Genomic DNA, 17,286 nt, shown 5'->3' on the forward strand with positions numbered 1-17,286 from the left:
GAGAGCCGCGTTTGTGATGGCCGAGTTTGGGAGTCCCTGCGGGGAACGCCTTAGGCTCGGGCTGTCTCCTCCCGGAGGCGGCCCGCCACGATGGGCATGATGCCTTTCCCCGGTGTCCTGGCGCGCGGAATTCTCCGATTCCGTCGCTTGCCTCAGTGGAGAGTGGCGAAAGCGGGACGTTTTGACGATTGGCAATTGGTCGTAAACTGCCGCGTATGTTGCAATGCAGCAGAAGAGCCGGCCTTTCTCAAGTAAAGCCGGAGCGACACCATGCCTTGGCTCAGGCCGGAGCTCCGATCGCCCGACGGGCGATATAGAGCGCGAGCACGGCGGCGTTCGACACGTTCAGGCTGACGATGGCGCCGGGAAGATCGATGCGCGCCAGCGTGTCGCAGGTTTGCCGCGTCAGCTGTCGCAGCCCCTTGCCCTCCGCGCCGAGCACCAGCGCGACGGGAGAGGAGAGGGGGGTGTCGACCAGATCAGCCGGCCCCTCGCTGTCGAGCCCGACGACCTGCACGCCGTTCTGCTTCAATTCGTCGAGCGCGCGCGCGAGATTGCCCACAAAACAAAAGGGCACATGTTCCAGCCCACCGCTCGCGCTCTTGGCGAGCACGCCGGTCGCGGCGGGGCTATGTCTGGCCGTGGTAACGATGGCGCCGACCTTCAGCGCCGCGGCCGAGCGCACAATGGCGCCGACATTATGCGGATCGGTGATCTGGTCGAGCACCAGCAGAAGATCGCATTCCGCCGCCTTGGCAAGGCTGAGCGACGGCAGAGGGTCGCACTCGGCGAGCATACCCTGGTGCACCGCGTCGGGGTCGAGCAGCCGGTCGATCTCACCGGGCCGGACGATTTCGGGGTCGAGCCGGTGCGGGATTCCTTCTTCCTGCAGACGCCGCGCGGCGTTTTCGGTCAGCATCAGCCGGCGCAGCTTGCGGCGTGGATTGCGCAGCGCTTCGACGACGCTGTGCCAGCCATACAGAATCGCCACATCGTCCGGCCACGCGCCGAAAGGCCGGCCGGCGGGACGCGGGCGGGGCTGGCGCGGACGGGCAGCGGAAGGCTTGGGGCGGCCGGGCGGGCGGCTGGGGCGATCGTTCATGCGCGCGTTCTGTCACGGCGTGCGCCGCTTGGCAATTTGCGGCGTCGCGGTCACCGGTCCTGCACGCAGCATGCGACTTTCTTTCGCCACGTCGCGGGCGAAATGGCCGCGTGATCCACAGCCTTGAGAGCCGTCGAACGGAGCGGGGTTGACAGGGCAGGGGCACCTCACCATAAAGCCGGCCGCACGGGAGCCGCATCGCGTCGGTTCCCGGTCAGGTCGACAAGCCGATGCATTTCGACGCATGGCAGATCGGCCGACGTGCGAGGGGGAGTGTCCCGAGCGGCAAAGGGGGCGGACTGTAAATCCGCTGGCTATGCCTTCGTAGGTTCGAGTCCTACCTCCCCCACCACGTCGCCTTCCGCTAATCTATGCCGACCTCGCGGGTGTAGCTCAATGGTAGAGCAACAGCCTTCCAAGCTGATGACGAGGGTTCGATTCCCTTCACCCGCTCCACTTTTCGCCCAAGCCCCTATATGAGGCGACGGCGCGGTCCTGCGCCGAACCAGCCCGAGGGCGATGCGATTGTCCCTACCGCAGCTGCGGCGCAACGCAGCACTTGCGGAAAGCCGGGAAACCGCCTATCCCACGGCCCGATTTTTCGCGGCCCGTATGCCGCTGAAGGAAACGAGTTATGGCCAAAGAGAAGTTCAACCGTTCGAAGCCTCACTGCAACATCGGGACGATTGGCCATGTTGACCATGGCAAGACGTCTCTGACGGCAGCGATCACGAAGGTTCTTGCGGAGACGGGCGGCGCGACGTTCACGGCGTACGACCAGATCGACAAGGCGCCGGAAGAGAAGGCCCGCGGCATCACGATCTCGACCGCTCACGTTGAGTACGAGACGACGAACCGCCACTACGCGCATGTCGACTGCCCCGGCCACGCCGACTATGTGAAGAACATGATCACCGGCGCGGCGCAGATGGACGGCGCGATCCTGGTTGTGTCGGCGGCGGACGGCCCGATGCCGCAGACCCGCGAGCACATCCTTCTGGCGCGTCAGGTCGGCGTTCCGGCTCTGGTGGTGTTCCTCAACAAGTGCGACATGGTCGACGATGAGGAGCTGCTTGAGCTGGTGGAGCTCGAGGTTCGCGAGCTTCTGTCGAAGTACGACTTCCCGGGCGACGACATCCCGATCATCCGTGGCTCGGCGCTGGTGGCGCTTGAGAACGGCGATCCGAAGCTCGGCCGCGACGCCATCCTGAAGCTGATGGAGTCGGTGGACGCCTACATCCCGCAGCCGGAGCGTCCGGTTGACCTGCCGTTCCTGATGCCGATCGAAGACGTGTTCTCGATCTCGGGTCGCGGCACGGTGGTGACCGGTCGCGTCGAGCGCGGCGTGATCAAGGTCGGCGAGGAAGTCGAGATCGTCGGCATCCGCCCGACGGTGAAGACGACGGTGACGGGCGTGGAAATGTTCCGCAAGCTGCTCGACCAGGGCCAGGCCGGCGACAACGTCGGTATCCTTGTCCGTGGCACGAAGCGCGAGGACGTTGAGCGCGGCCAGGTGGTGTGCAAGCCGGGTTCGGTGAAGCCGCACACGAAGTTCAAGGCCGAGGCCTACATCCTGACGAAGGAAGAGGGCGGGCGCCACACGCCGTTCTTCACCAACTACCGTCCGCAGTTCTATTTCCGCACGACGGACGTGACGGGCATCGTGACCCTGCCGGAAGGCACGGAAATGGTGATGCCGGGCGACAACATCACGGTTGACGTGGCGCTGATCGTTCCGATCGCGATGGAAGAGAAGCTGCGCTTCGCCATCCGCGAAGGTGGCCGCACCGTCGGCGCCGGCGTCGTCGCTTCCATCATCGAGTGACGCAAAGACAAAGGGGTGCGCGGGTCGCATCCCTTTCCGGCAACGAAGTTTTTCGCGCTTTGCTGCCGAACTGTTGAAACCGGGCCTCGCGCCCCTCGACGTGGGCGCGCGGCCGGTTATAGTGCCTCGCGATTCGAGAGTCGGACGATCCGGGCATCGCCCCGTCCGACTCTTCTAGGAGTGTAGCTCAACTGGTTAGAGCACCGGTCTCCAAAACCGGGGGTTGGGGGTTCGAGTCCCTCCACTCCTGCCACTTTCCCTGGAAGTGGCAGGCAAGAGCGCCAAAGGTTCTTTGACGCGAGGCGGCTTTGCGGGCTATACGCCCGCTTCGTGCATTTTTGGAGGGTCGTGTTGCCGGGACGCTGAAAGGCGTGCAGGGCGGGACCCGCAGGCGGCGCGCCGCGATCAGCCGATATCGGCGCGGGCCGCATCAGAGGCGTTTCGAGACGAGCATGGCGAAGACGAACCCGGTCGAGTTCTTTCAGCAGGTCCGCGCGGAAGCCCGCAAGGTCACCTGGCCGACCCGTCGCGAGACGCTCATCACTACCGCGATGGTGTTCGTCATGGTGGTGCTGGCCTCGCTGTTCTTCCTGGTCGCTGACCAGATTCTGAGCTTCGCGGTTGCTCAGATCCTGCAGATCGGCCGTTGAGGAGAGACGCGATGCCGATGCGCTGGTACATCGTCCACGCCTATTCCAATTTCGAGAAGAAGGTCGCGGACTCCATCAAGGAGCAGGCTGCGCAGCGTGGACTCACCGACCTGTTCGAGCAGGTGCTTGTGCCGACCGAGAAGGTTGTCGAATTACGCCGCGGTCGCAAGGTCGACGCCGAGCGCAAGTTCTTCCCCGGCTACGTGCTCGTTAAGATGGACCTGACCGACGAGGCCTTCCATCTCATCAAGAACACGCCGAAGGTCACCGGTTTCCTCGGCGCTGACAACAAGCCGATGCCGATCGCCGAGAAGGAGGCCATGCGCATCCTTCAGCAGGTGCAGGAAGGCATTGAGCGTCCCAAGCCCTCGATTACCTTCGAGGTCGGTGAGACGGTCAAGGTGTCGGATGGCCCGTTCGCGTCGTTCAACGGCGTGGTCGAGGAGGTCGACGAGGGTCGGTCGCGTCTCAAGGTGGCGGTGTCCATCTTCGGCCGCGCCACGCCCGTCGAATTGGAATTCGGTCAGGTCGAGAAGGTCTGACGGCCGATCGGCTGCCGATCGAGGCTTTGGAAGGGCGCGGCTTCGGCGGCGCCCTTTTTCATTGGCCTGCGCGTTAACGGGTTAACACCCTTCCGCTCCCCCGCCGTTCTAGTCTCTCCCCAAGACCTGCCGCCGCCCGCTGCGGACGGCGGCGCAACCCGGGAGGAGAGAATGGCAGGCAAACGCATTCTGATGATCGTCGGCGACTTCGTCGAAGACTACGAGACCATGGTGCCGTTCCAGGCGCTGCTGGCCGTCGGGCACACGGTGCATGCGGTCTGCCCGGATAAGCGATCCGGCGACAGTGTCGCGACCGCGATCCACGATTTCGAGGGTCAGCAGACCTATTCGGAAAAGCGCGGTCATAATTTCGCGCTCAACGCGACCTTCGCCGACGTCGATCCCGCCCGCTACGACGCGCTGGTGATTCCCGGTGGCCGGGCGCCGGAATATCTGCGGATGAACGACCGCGCCTTGGAAATCGTTCGCCACTTCTTCACGGACGACAAGCCGGTCGCCGCTATCTGCCACGGCGCCCAACTGCTCGCCGGCGCCCGCGTTCTCGAAGGACGGACCTGTTCGGCCTACCCGGCGTGTCGCGCCGAAGTGGAGCTTGCAGGCGGTACCTATGCCGACATCGCCATCGACGCGGCGGTGACGGACGGTAATCTGGTGTCCGCGCCGGCCTGGCCGGCCCACCCGGCGTGGATTGCCCAGTTCCTTGCCGTCCTCGGCACGACCATCGCCCATGGCGAGGTGACGACCGGGGCGCGCGAGGCGGCCTGACCGACGCTGCCTGCCCCGATCTTCGCCTCTCCGGGGTTCGGGGCTATGATGCGTGTGGCGGGGAGGGTGCCCCGCCGCCGAGGAGGCGCTCCATGTGCAAGCTCTTCATCGAGGCTGATCCGAGCCTGTGGCAGACGCGGCTCAAATCGCTGAGGCTCAACGGCTTCTCCACCAGCGTGCGGCTGGAGAACCTGTATTGGCAGGTGCTGGAGGAGATCGCCCTGCGCGACGGCATGAGTCTCTCGCAACTGCTCGCCAAGCTGCATGAGGAACTGACCTTCGCCCATGGCGGCGTCGAGAACTTCGCGTCCTTTTTGCGCGTGTGCTGCGGGCGCTATCTTGCGCTCCAAATGGAAGGCGACGTGCCGCGCGATCTCAGTCAGCCGATTCGCAGCCTTGATGCCGACGCGATCCTCGCCCGCGAAGCCCATCGCCGCCGGCGGGCGCTGCCGTCGGCGGCGTAAGCCGGCCGCAACGCAGCCCAGCGGAAATGTCGGCCCGGTTGCATTAAGCCGGTTGATCCTGTATGCGGAGCCCTGCAAGCAGGAGGCGTCGGCCTCCGGCGTGCATTCATACGCGGGAGGCACGGCCGGTTCGCCAGCCAGCATTGTGAACGTGCCGCTACCGCGATCCTCCATTTACACCGCACGCGATGAAGCCGTCGCGACGGCGTGCTTTGGCGTTTGCGACTGGCAGTCGCGCCGCCGAGGAGTTCACTATGGCGAAGAAGATCACCGGCTACATCAAGTTGCAGGTGCCAGCCGGCTCGGCCAACCCGGCCCCGCCGATTGGCCCGGCGCTCGGTCAGCGCGGCCTCAACATCATGGAATTCTGCAAGGCGTTCAACGCCCAGACCGGCCAGCTCGAAAAGGGCATGCCGATCCCGGTCGTTATCACCGCCTACCAGGATCGTTCCTTCACCTTCGAGCTGAAGACCCCCCCGGTTTCCTACTTCCTGAAGAAGGCCGCTGGCCTTGAGACGAAGAAGAAGCCCGGCTCCGGTTCCAAGACCCCGGGCAAGGGCGGCTTCGTCGGCAAGATCTCGCAGAACCAGATGCGTGAGATCGCCGAGAAGAAGATGAAGGACCTCAACTGCGATACCGTCGACGCGGCGGTGCGCATGATCGAGGGCTCCGCCCGTTCCATGGGCCTCGAAGTGGTGGGTTGAGCTGATGGCCAAGATTTCCAAGCGTGTTCGCGCCGTCCGCGAGGGCATTGATCCCGCCAAGCTGTACGGCCTCGACGAGGCGATTCAGCTGCTGAAGGATCGCGCCAACGCCAAGTTCGATGAGACCATCGAAGTGGCGCTGAACCTCGGCGTCGATCCCCGTCACGCCGACCAGATGGTCCGCGGCGTGTGCAACCTGCCGAATGGCTCGGGCCGCACCGTGCGCGTCGCCGTGTTCGCGCGCGGCGCCAAGGCTGACGAGGCCAAGGCCGCCGGTGCCGACATCGTTGGCGCCGAGGATCTGCTCGAAACCATTCAGGGCGGCACGATCGATTTCGATCGCTGCATCGCCACCCCGGACCTGATGCCGCTCGTCGGCCGTCTCGGTAAGGTGCTGGGCCCGCGCGGCCTGATGCCGAACCCGAAGGTTGGCACCGTCACCATGGACGTGAAGGGCGCGGTCGAAGCCGCCAAGGGCGGTGCTGTCGAGTTCCGTGTCGAGAAGGCTGGCATCATCCACGCCGGCATCGGCAAGGCCTCGTTCCCGGTCGACAAGCTCGCCGAGAACATCCGCGCCTTCGCCGACGCGGTGGTCAAGGCCAAGCCGACCGGCGCGAAGGGCACCTATGTTCAGCGCGTCGCCGTCTCCTCGACCATGGGCCCCGGCCTGAAGGTCGAGCCGGCGTCCGTGCTGGTTGCGGGCTGATTGTAACTGCGCGCGCATCACGGGGCCGGTCGCGGTCCCGTGATTGCGACGGTGTGGATTTGTCAAGCCCTCGGTGCTATCAGGGGTGACAAATCCCACGCGACTCACTATATGGGCGGTTTCGTTGCCGACATTGTCGGCCGCGTGCCGATGAATTTTCAGCTTTCGCCCGCTTAAAACCGGGCGGAGAGGCCGGCAAGGTTCGCCTTGCCGGCTTTATGTCCTGTCCGAGACTGCCGGTGCCCCTCCTAGAGGCGGCTTAATCCCACTCCGGGGCCAGCATAGACGGGGTTACGACCGATGCACGGTTCCGGTTCGCCGGGTCCTGGCTTTCGGCTCGAACCAGCGCCTTGGCCGGTTTTCCGGTCCCAGGGGACAGGATACCACCGCCGTCGCTCCGTAAGGAGGGGCGGCAAGGCGCAAACCCGGCGGGGAAGTCATCCTTCCTCGCCACCGGAGAGCAAGTGAAGTGGATCGAGCACAAAAAGAAGAGCTCGTCACGTCGCTCACCGAGGTGTTCAACAACACGTCGGTTGTCGTCGTGGCCCACTATTCCGGCCTCACCGTCGCTCAGCTGCAGACCCTGCGTCGGCAGATGAAGGCGAATGGTGCGACCGTGAAGGTGGCGAAGAACCGCCTCGCCAAGATCGCTCTCGAAGGTTCGGACGTTGCACATGTCGGTTCCCTGCTGAAGGGTCCGACCATCATCGCTTATTCGAGCGATCCTGTTGCGGCTCCGAAGGTTGCCGTCGACTTCGCCAAGGCGAATGACAAGTTCGTCATTCTCGGCGGAGCGTTCGGCACCACGGCCCTGAATGTGGATGGTGTGAAGGCTCTGGCCACCATGCCGTCCCTTGATGAACTGCGTGCGAAGCTGGTCGGCCTCATCCAGGCCCCGGCGACCAAGATCGCGCAGCTCAGCACCGCGCCGGCGGCCAAGCTCGCCCGCGTGTTTGCGGCCTATGCCAAAGAGAACGAAGCCGCGTGAGGCTTCCCGGTAATACTGGTTCGAACCGAAATCCAAGGACTTAAGTAAAATGGCTGATCTGTCGAAGCTCGTTGACGAGCTGTCCGCCCTGACCGTTCTCGAGGCCGCCGAGCTCGCGAAGCTCCTCGAAGAGAAGTGGGGCGTTTCCGCCGCCGCCGCCGTGGCGGTTGCTGCCGCTCCCGCTGGTGCCGCTGCGGCTCCGGTCGAAGAGCAGACCGAGTTCACCGTTGTCCTGGCCGCGGCCGGCGACAAGAAGATCGAGGTCATCAAGGAAGTCCGCGCCATCACCGGCCTGGGCCTCAAGGAAGCCAAGGACCTCGTCGAAGGCGCGCCCAAGCCGATCAAGGAAGGCGTGACCAAGGAAGAGGCCGAGAAGATCAAGGCCCAGGTCGAGAAGGCCGGCGCCAAGGTCGAGCTCAAGTGATCATCTGATCATGCGAGGCCGCCGGTCCGCCGGCGGCCTCTGCCTTCACATCGAAGGCGAACTTCAGGAAGCCCGACGGCTTCCCCGACGATCCGGAGCGGGTCGTCTGGCGAGCCGTCGGTTACGGAATGGTCGGAGGCAGGCACGGAGAGTGCCTCAACCTTGTCGGATTGTTTTGTGATCTTAAGCCTCCACGCAAGGCCACCGGCCCTCCCGCCGGGTTCGTGGATGGCGCTGACGGATACTCGGACGGAGCGAGGAGCGACATGGCGCAGACGTTCACCGGTCGTAAGCGGGTCCGCAAGTTTTTCGGCAAGATCCAGGAAGTGGCTGAGATGCCGAACCTCATCGAGGTTCAGAAGGCATCCTACGACCAGTTCCTGCAGATCGTTGAGCCGAAGGGCGGTCGCGCCGACGACGGCATTCAGGCGGTTTTCAAGTCGGTTTTCCCGATTTCGGACTTTTCGGGCGCTGCCATGCTCGAATTCGTCCGCTACGAATTCGAGCCGCCGAAGTACGACGTTGACGAGTGCCGCCAGCGCGGCATGACCTTCGCTGCGCCGCTGAAGGTGACGCTCCGTCTGATCGTGTTCGATGTCGATCCCGACACCGGCTCCAAGTCCGTCAAGGACATCAAGGAGCAGGACGTCTATATGGGCGACATCCCGCTGATGACGATGAACGGCACGTTCATCGTCAACGGGACCGAGCGCGTCATCGTCTCGCAGATGCACCGTTCGCCGGGCGTGTTCTTCGACCACGACAAGGGCAAGACGCACTCCAGCGGCAAGCTGCTGTTCGCTGCGCGCATCATTCCCTATCGCGGCTCCTGGCTCGACATCGAGTTCGACGCCAAGGATATCGTCTATGCGCGTATCGACCGCCGCCGTAAGATTCCGGTGACGAGCCTGCTGTTCGCCCTCGGCCTCGACGGCGAAGAGATCCTCAACACCTTCTACGAGACCATCACCTTCGCCCGCACGAAGGACGGCTGGCGCATGCCTTTCGATCCCAAGCGGATGAAGGGCTACAAGGCCGTGGCCGATCTCGTCGACGCCGACACCGGCGAAGTGGTGATCGAGGCGGGCAAGAAGGTGACGGTCCGTCAGGCCCGCCAGCTTGCCGAGAAGGGCCTCAAGGCGCTCAAGATCTCCGACGAAGAGATGGTCGGCCAGTATGTGGCTGAGGACATCGTCAACCCGACCTCGGGCGAGATCTATGTCGAAGCCGGTGAGGAAGTCACCGAGAAGATGCTGAAGCAGCTTGTCGAGCTTGGCTACGACGAGGTGCCGATCCTCGACATCGACCATGTCAATGTGGGCGCGTATATCCGCAACACGCTGGCCGTCGACAAGAACGTGACCCGCGAGGACGCGCTGTTCGACATCTACCGCGTGATGCGTCCTGGCGAGCCGCCGACGCTCGATTCCGCGCAGGCGATGTTCCACTCGCTGTTCTTCGACGCCGAGCGCTACGACCTTTCCGCGGTCGGCCGCGTGAAGATGAACATGCGTCTCGACCTCGACGCCGAGGACACGGTGCGTGTGCTGCGCCGCGAGGATATTCTCGCGGTCATCAAGACGCTGGTCGAACTGCGCGACGGTAAGGGCGAGATCGACGACATCGATCACCTCGGCAACCGCCGCGTCCGCTCCGTCGGCGAGCTGATGGAGAACCAGTACCGCGTCGGCCTGCTGCGCATGGAACGCGCCATCAAGGAGCGCATGTCGTCCGTCGACATCGATACCGTGATGCCGCAGGACCTGATCAACGCCAAGCCCGTGGCGGCAGCGGTGCGCGAGTTCTTCGGCTCGTCGCAGCTCTCGCAGTTCATGGACCAGACCAACCCGCTGTCCGAAATCACCCACAAGCGCCGTCTCTCGGCGCTTGGACCGGGCGGTCTGACGCGCGAACGTGCCGGCTTCGAGGTGCGCGACGTGCACCCGACGCATTACGGCCGTATCTGCCCGATTGAGACGCCGGAAGGCCCAAACATCGGTCTGATCAACTCACTGGCCACTTTTGCCCGCGTGAACAAGTACGGCTTCATCGAGGCGCCCTATCGCCGCGTGAAGGACAGCCAGGTTCAGGACGAAGTGGTCTATCTCTCCGCCATGGAGGAGGGGAAGTACTACGTCGCGCAGGCGAACATCCCGCTCGACGCTGAGGGTCGCTTCACCGAAGACCTGATCGTCTGCCGTCATGCGGGCGACGTTCTTCTGGTCACGCCGGACCGTGTCGACTTCATGGACGTGTCGCCCAAGCAGCTCGTCTCGGTCGCCGCCGCGCTCATCCCGTTCCTTGAGAACGACGACGCCAACCGCGCGCTAATGGGCTCGAACATGCAGCGCCAGGCGGTGCCGCTGGTTCGCGCCGATGCCCCCTTCGTCGGCACGGGCATGGAGTCCGTGGTCGCCCGTGACTCCGGCGCTGCCATCGGCGCGCGCCGCACCGGCATCGTCGACCAGGTGGACGCGACCCGTATCGTCATCCGCGCGACGGAAGAGAACGATCCGTCGAAGTCGGGCGTCGACATCTACCGGCTGCAGAAGTTCCAGCGCTCGAACCAGTCGACCTGCATCAACCAGCGTCCGCTGGTGCGGGTGGGCGACCGCGTCCGCAAGGGTGACATCATCGCTGACGGTCCCTCGACCGATCTCGGCGATCTCGCCCTCGGCCGGAACATCCTCGTCGCGTTCATGCCGTGGAACGGCTACAACTTCGAAGACTCGATCCTGCTGTCGGAGAACATCTCCAAGGGCGACATCTTCTCCTCGATCCACATCGAGGAATTCGAAGTGATGGCCCGCGACACCAAACTCGGCCCTGAGGAAATCACGCGTGACATTCCGAACGTGTCGGAAGAGGCGCTGAAGAATCTGGACGAAGCCGGCATCGTCTATATCGGCGCCGAAGTGCAGGCGGGCGACATCCTCTGCGGCAAGATCACGCCGAAGGGTGAGAGCCCGATGACGCCGGAAGAGAAGCTGCTTCGCGCCATCTTCGGCGAGAAGGCGGCGGACGTGCGCGACACCTCGCTGCGCGTTCCCCCGGGTGTCACCGGTACGGTTGTCGAAGTGCGCGTGTTCAATCGTCACGGCGTCGACAAGGACGAGCGTGCTCAGGCGATCGAGCGCGAGGAAATCGAACGCCTCGCCAAGGACCGCGACGACGAGCAGGCGATCCTTGACCGTAACGTCTTCGGCCGCCTGGCCGAGATGCTGGACGGGAAGACCGGCATTGCCGGCCCCAAGAGCTTCAAGAAGGACACGGTGCTCACCCGTTCGGTGCTGACCGAGTTCCCGCGCAGCCAGTGGTGGCAGTTCGCCGTCGCCGACGATCAGCTGATGAGCGAGCTGGAGGCGATCCGCAACCAGTACGACGAATCCAAGAAGCGGCTGGAACAGCGGTTCCTCGACAAGGTCGAGAAGCTGCAGCGTGGTGACGAACTTCCGCCCGGCGTGATGAAGATGGTCAAGGTCTTCATCGCGGTGAAGCGCAAGATCCAGCCGGGCGACAAGATGGCCGGCCGGCACGGCAATAAGGGCGTGGTCTCGCGCATCGTCCCGGTCGAGGACATGCCGTTCCTTGAGGACGGCACCCCGGTCGACATGGTGCTCAACCCGCTCGGCGTGCCCTCGCGCATGAACGTCGGGCAGATCCTCGAGACTCATCTGGGGTGGGCTTGCGCCGGCCTCGGCCGCGTCATCGACCGCGCCATCGAAGGCTACCGGCAGACGCAGGACATCGCGCCGCTCAAGGATGCGTTCGGCAAGATCTACGGCAAGGACGAGACCATCGCGTCGCTCGACGAGGAAGGTCTGGTCGAGTTGGGGTCGAACCTGCGTCGTGGTGTGCCGATCGCAACGCCGGTGTTCGACGGTGCCCGCGAGGCGGATATCGAGCACATGCTGGAACTGGCCGGCCTCGACAAGTCGGCGCAGTCGACCCTGTTCGACGGCCGCACCGGCGAGCAGTTCGACCGTAAGGTGACGGTTGGCTACATCTACATGCTGAAGCTGCATCATCTTGTCGACGACAAGATCCATGCCCGTTCGATCGGCCCGTACTCGCTCGTCACCCAGCAGCCGCTGGGCGGCAAGGCGCAGTTCGGTGGTCAGCGCTTCGGCGAAATGGAGGTGTGGGCGCTCGAAGCCTATGGTGCCGCCTACACGCTGCAGGAGATGCTGACCGTGAAGTCGGACGACGTCGCGGGCCGCACCAAGGTCTACGAGGCCATCGTGCGTGGCGACGACACCTTCGAGGCGGGCATTCCCGAGAGCTTCAACGTTCTCGTCAAGGAGATGCGTTCGCTCGGCCTCAATGTCGAGCTGATGAACTCCAAGACGCTCTCGGCGGTGCCGACGCCGGGCGAGAGCCTGCCAGCGGCCGAATGACCGACTGAGACCAGAGGCGGGCGCGCAGGTCGCGTCCGCCTTTTCGATCGCGCGACAGACCAGACTTTTCCGTGACCCCAGCAAGCCGCGGCGGCGGAGGCGGGGTCCAGCCGAAGGAGACGGCGATGAATCAAGAGGTCATGAATCTCTTCAACCCGGCGGCGCCGGCGCCGACTTTCGATCAGATCAAGATCTCGATCGCGAGTCCGGAGAAGATCCTGTCGTGGTCCTTCGGCGAGATCAAGAAGCCCGAAACGATCAACTACCGCACGTTCAAGCCCGAGCGTGACGGCTTGTTCTGCGCGCGCATCTTCGGTCCGATCAAGGACTATGAGTGCCTGTGCGGCAAGTACAAGCGCATGAAGTACAAGGGCATCATCTGCGAGAAGTGCGGCGTTGAAGTCACGCTGTCGCGCGTGCGCCGCGAGCGCATGGGCCACATCGAGCTTGCCGCCCCTGTCGCGCATATCTGGTTCCTGAAGTCGCTGCCGAGCCGCATCGGCCTGCTGCTCGACATGACGCTCAAGGACCTCGAGCGTATCCTGTACTTCGAGTACTACTGCGTCATCGAGCCGGGCCTCACCCCGTTGAAGGAGCGTCAGCTCCTCTCGGAAGAGGACTATCTGCGCGCGCAGGAAGAATATGGCGACGACTCGTTCACCGCTCTGATCGGCGCGGAGGCGATCCGCGAGATTCTGCGTGGCATGGATCTGGAGAAGATCGCCGGCAATCTGCGCAAGGAAATTGCCGAGGCCACCACCGAGCTGAAGCCGAAGAAGCTGGCCAAGCGGCTGAAGATCGTCGAGGCCTTCCAGGAATCCGGCAACAAGCCGGAGTGGATGATCCTGACGCATGTGCCGGTGATCCCGCCGGACCTGCGCCCGCTCGTCCCGCTGGACGGCGGCCGTTTCGCCACGTCGGACCTCAACGACCTCTACCGCCGCGTCATCAACCGCAACAACCGTCTCAAGCGGCTGATCGAGCTGAAGGCTCCGGACATCATTATCCGCAACGAGAAGCGCATGCTTCAGGAAGCGGTTGATGCGCTGTTCGATAACGGCCGTCGCGGCCGCGTCATCACCGGTGCCAACAAGCGCCCGCTGAAGTCGCTCGCCGATATGCTGAAGGGCAAGCAGGGTCGGTTCCGCCAGAACCTGCTCGGCAAGCGCGTCGACTATTCCGGCCGTTCGGTGATCGTCGTCGGTCCCGAGCTGAAGCTGCACCAGTGCGGCCTGCCGAAGAAGATGGCGCTGGAGCTGTTCAAGCCCTTCATCTATTCGCGTCTCGACGCCAAGGGCCTGTCCGCGACCGTGAAGCAGGCGAAGAAGCTGGTCGAGAAGGAGCGTCCCGAGGTGTGGGACATCCTCGACGAGGTGATCCGCGAGCATCCCGTGATGCTGAACCGCGCGCCGACCCTGCATCGCCTGGGCATCCAGGCGTTCGAGCCGGTGCTGATCGAAGGCAAGGCGATCCAGCTGCACCCGCTGGTTTGCTCGGCCTTCAACGCGGACTTCGACGGCGACCAGATGGCGGTGCACGTGCCCCTGTCCATCGAGGCGCAGCTGGAAGCGCGCGTGCTGATGATGTCGACCAACAACATCCTGCACCCGGCGAACGGCGCGCCGATCATCGTGCCGTCGCAGGACATCGTTCTGGGCCTCTACTATCTCACCATGATGCGCGAGGGTGAGCCCGGTGAGGGCATGGCTTTCGCCAATATGGGCGAGATCGACCACGCGCTGGCGGCCAAGGCCATCACCCTGCACACCAAGGTGCGCGGGCGGTACATCGGCGTCGACGAGGACGGCAATCCGGCCCCGAAGATCTACGAGACCACCCCCGGCCGCATGAAGCTCGGCGAACTCCTGCCGAAGAACCCCAAGACCCCCTTCGACGTCGTCAACAAGCTGATGACCAAGAAGGAAATCTCGAACATGATCGACACCGTCTACCGCCACTGCGGTCAGAAGGAGACGGTCATCTTCTGCGACCGCATCATGACGCTCGGCTTCTCCAACGCCTTCCGCGCCGGCATTTCGTTCGGCAAGGATGACATGGTGGTGCCGTCCAAGAAGTGGGACATGGTCGAAGAGACCCGTGCGCTCACCAAGGAGTATGAGCAGCAGTACAATGACGGCCTGATCACCCAGGGCGAAAAGTACAACAAGGTCGTCGATGCGTGGGGCAAGTGCTCCGCCCGCCTCGCCGATGAGATGATGGCCGAGATTTCGGCGGTGAAGAAGGACCCGGTGACGGGTCGCGAGAAGCAGATCAACTCGATCTACATGATGGCGCATTCCGGCGCGCGTGGTTCGCGCGAGCAGATGCGTCAGCTGGCCGCCATGCGCGGCCTGATGGCGAAGCCGTCGGGTGAGATCATCGAGACACCGATCATCTCGAACTTCAAGGAAGGCCTCTCCGTGCTCGAGTACTTCAACTCGACCCACGGTGCCCGTAAGGGTCTGGCTGACACCGCGCTGAAGACCGCCAACTCGGGCTACCTGACCCGTCGTCTTGTTGACGTCGCCCAGGACAGCATCATCACCCTGCGTGATTGCGGCACCACCAACGGTATCGCGATGCGCGCCATCATCGACGCGGGCAACATCGTCGCCACGCTTGGCTCGCGTGTTCTCGGCCGCACCGCGGCTGAGGACGTGATCGAGGGCGCGACCGGCAATGTGATCGTGCCGGCCGGCCACATGATGGACGAGGCGGATGTCGAGCGCATCTCGAAGGCCGGCGTGCAGGAGATCAAGATCCGCTCCGTGCTGACCTGCGAAGCCAAGAATGGCGTCTGCGGCACCTGCTATGGCCGTGATCTGGCGCGCGGTACGCCGGTCAACATGGGCGAGGCGGTCGGCGTCATCGCGGCCCAGTCGATCGGCGAGCCGGGTACGCAGCTCACCATGCGTACCTTCCACATCGGTGGCGCGGCGCAGCTGTCCGAACAGTCCTTCATCGAGGCCTCTTTCGAGGGCACGGTGAAGATCCGCAACCGCAACGTCGTGCGGAACTCGGATGGCGAACTGATCGCGATGAGCCGCAACCTGTCGGTTCTGATCGTCGATCACGACGGTTCGGAAAAGGCGGCGCACCGCATCCAGTTCGGCGCCAAGCTGAAGGTGGATGATGGCGACGCCATCAAGCGCGGCCAGCGCATCGCGGAGTGGGACCCCTATACCCGTCCGATCCTCACCGAGGTCGAGGGTATCGTGGGTTACGAGGACCTGGTCGAAGGCGCCTCGCTCAGCGAGACGGTCGACGAATCGACCGGTATCGCCAAGCGTGTCGTTACCGACTGGCGCACTGGGCGTGGTTCGGAACTGCGTCCTTCGCTGGTGGTGAAGGGTGCGGATGGCAAGGTGCTGAAGCTGCAGCGCGGCGGCGATGCCCGCTACACGCTGCCGGTGGACGCGATCCTTTCCGCCGATCCCGGCTCGACCATCAAGGCGGGTGACGTGCTCGCACGTGTGCCGATGGAGTCGGCCAAGACCCGCGACATCACGGGCGGCCTGCCGCGCGTGGCGGAGCTGTTCGAGGCCCGTCGTCCGAAGGATGCGGCGATCATCGCTGAAATCTCCGGCACGATCCGCTTCGGCAAGGACTACAAGAACAAGCGCCGCGTGAGCATCGAACCGCAGGACTCGAACGACGATACGGCCGAGTACTTGATCCCGAAGGGCAAGCACATCCACCTGCAGGATGGCGACCTCGTCGAGAAGGGTGACTTCATCGTCGACGGCAACCCGGCGCCGCACGACATTCTGGCGATCAAGGGCGTCGAGGAACTCGCGGCCTATCTCGTGAACGAGATCCAGGAGGTCTACCGGCTGCAGGGCGTGCTCATCAACGACAAGCACATCGAGGTGATCGTTCGCCAGATGTTGCAGAAGGTGGAGATCGACGACGCCGGCGAGAGCGACCTGCTCACCAATGAGCAGATCGACGCCTCGGAGTTGAACGAGATCAATGAGCGGCTGATCGCCGAGGGCAAGAAGCCCGCGTCCGGTCACCCGGTTCTGCTCGGCATCACCAAGGCGAGCCTGCAGACGCGCTCGTTCATCTCGGCCGCCTCCTTCCAGGAGACGACGCGCGTGCTCACCGAGGCGGCTGTCAACGGCAAGTCCGACGACCTCGCAGGCCTCAAGGAGAACGTCATCGTCGGCCGCCTCATCCCGGCGGGCACCGGTGCGCAGATGGCGAAGCTCCGTGTGACGGCTACCACCCGCGACGACCTGATCGCCGCGCAGAACGAGCAGGACGGCGTCGCCTCCAATGCGCCGCGCCTCGAAGGTCCCGCCGCCGCCGAGTGATCGCTGCGGCAAGACCTGGCAGAATCGAAAGGCCGCCCCTCGCAGGGCGGCCTTTTTCGTGGATTCGGAAATCGCGGGCGCGGTGCACGAGTCGCCTGTATGCCGACGCGATTCCCTTTAATGGCGCTCACTGCCAGCGACGTAATTTCGAGCATCTTTGTTGCGTAGCGGGCGTCATGGATGAAATCTAACGACGGCAACGCCTCGCACGGGGCTGTGAGCGGCCAAACTCGCGGTTAAGGGTTGACGAACGGCGAGTCGCCGCGTAGAAGGCGCGTACTTTCACGGCAGGCGGTTGATGTTGCCGCGTTCGGACACCCTGTCTGGACACAGAACGTCAAGACGCTGCCGGAACGCACGCACGACCAAATCCGGCGCATGA

General features: G+C 64.1%; 12 protein-coding genes and 3 tRNA genes. 14 read left to right on the forward strand and 1 reads right to left on the reverse strand.

What is annotated here, in order from left to right:
• Positions 1-280 precede the first annotated feature (280 nt).
• Entirely contained in the window at positions 281-1,102 is an 822-nt protein-coding gene (locus ACO07Z_RS03775) for a TrmH family RNA methyltransferase (RefSeq protein ID WP_421697472.1), read from the reverse strand.
• A 267-nt stretch (positions 1,103-1,369) separates the two neighbouring features.
• Here ACO07Z_RS03775 and ACO07Z_RS03780 point away from each other — a divergent pair.
• The 14 genes from ACO07Z_RS03780 to rpoC all read left to right on the forward strand — a co-directional run bounded on the left by ACO07Z_RS03780 (position 1,370) and on the right by rpoC (position 16,904).
• Positions 1,370-1,454: transfer RNA gene (locus ACO07Z_RS03780), tRNA-Tyr, on the forward strand.
• A gap of 30 nt (positions 1,455-1,484) precedes the next feature.
• Positions 1,485-1,558, forward strand: a tRNA-Gly gene (locus ACO07Z_RS03785).
• Between the two features lie 178 nt (positions 1,559-1,736).
• The gene (tuf, locus tag ACO07Z_RS03790) at positions 1,737-2,927 is read left to right on the forward strand and encodes an elongation factor Tu (RefSeq protein WP_421697473.1); all 1,191 of its coding nucleotides are present in this window, start codon (positions 1,737-1,739) and stop codon (positions 2,925-2,927) included.
• A gap of 176 nt (positions 2,928-3,103) precedes the next feature.
• A tRNA-Trp gene (locus ACO07Z_RS03795) sits at positions 3,104-3,180 on the forward strand.
• Positions 3,181-3,379: 199 nt separating this feature from the next.
• Complete coding sequence (gene secE, locus ACO07Z_RS03800) at positions 3,380-3,577, forward strand: preprotein translocase subunit SecE (protein WP_421697474.1); 198 nt, start codon at positions 3,380-3,382, stop codon at positions 3,575-3,577.
• An 11-nt stretch (positions 3,578-3,588) separates the two neighbouring features.
• The gene (gene nusG / locus ACO07Z_RS03805) at positions 3,589-4,119 is read left to right on the forward strand and encodes a transcription termination/antitermination protein NusG (RefSeq protein ID WP_421697475.1); all 531 of its coding nucleotides are present in this window, start codon (positions 3,589-3,591) and stop codon (positions 4,117-4,119) included.
• A gap of 171 nt (positions 4,120-4,290) precedes the next feature.
• Positions 4,291-4,905 carry a DJ-1/PfpI family protein gene (locus ACO07Z_RS03810; RefSeq protein ID WP_421697476.1) on the forward strand — a complete coding sequence of 205 codons (615 nt, stop codon included), beginning with the start codon at positions 4,291-4,293 and terminating at the stop codon, positions 4,903-4,905.
• Positions 4,906-4,997: 92 nt separating this feature from the next.
• Positions 4,998-5,369 (forward strand): ribbon-helix-helix domain-containing protein, encoded by a 372-nt coding sequence (locus tag ACO07Z_RS03815; protein WP_421697477.1) that lies wholly within the window; start codon positions 4,998-5,000, stop codon positions 5,367-5,369.
• A 254-nt stretch (positions 5,370-5,623) separates the two neighbouring features.
• Entirely contained in the window at positions 5,624-6,073 is a 450-nt protein-coding gene (gene rplK / locus ACO07Z_RS03820; protein WP_244376929.1) for a 50S ribosomal protein L11, read from the forward strand.
• A gap of 4 nt (positions 6,074-6,077) precedes the next feature.
• Entirely contained in the window at positions 6,078-6,779 is a 702-nt protein-coding gene (gene rplA, locus ACO07Z_RS03825) for a 50S ribosomal protein L1 (protein ID WP_421697478.1), read from the forward strand.
• 469 nt (positions 6,780-7,248) lie between these two features.
• The gene (gene rplJ / locus ACO07Z_RS03830) at positions 7,249-7,767 is read left to right on the forward strand and encodes a 50S ribosomal protein L10 (protein WP_371345855.1); all 519 of its coding nucleotides are present in this window, start codon (positions 7,249-7,251) and stop codon (positions 7,765-7,767) included.
• A gap of 49 nt (positions 7,768-7,816) precedes the next feature.
• A complete protein-coding gene (gene rplL / locus ACO07Z_RS03835; RefSeq protein ID WP_244376926.1) occupies positions 7,817-8,191 on the forward strand; it encodes a 50S ribosomal protein L7/L12 in 375 nt (124 codons plus the stop codon).
• Between the two features lie 266 nt (positions 8,192-8,457).
• Positions 8,458-12,588, forward strand: coding sequence for a DNA-directed RNA polymerase subunit beta (rpoB, locus tag ACO07Z_RS03840; RefSeq protein ID WP_244376925.1), 4,131 nt, complete (start codon positions 8,458-8,460; stop codon positions 12,586-12,588).
• Positions 12,589-12,713: 125 nt separating this feature from the next.
• A complete protein-coding gene (gene rpoC, locus ACO07Z_RS03845) occupies positions 12,714-16,904 on the forward strand; it encodes a DNA-directed RNA polymerase subunit beta' (RefSeq protein WP_421697479.1) in 4,191 nt (1,396 codons plus the stop codon).
• The last annotated feature ends 382 nt before the right edge of the window (positions 16,905-17,286 follow it).

Source organism: Ancylobacter sp. (genome assembly GCF_965229075.1).
In the GTDB taxonomy this organism is placed as follows: domain Bacteria; phylum Pseudomonadota; class Alphaproteobacteria; order Rhizobiales; family Xanthobacteraceae; genus Ancylobacter.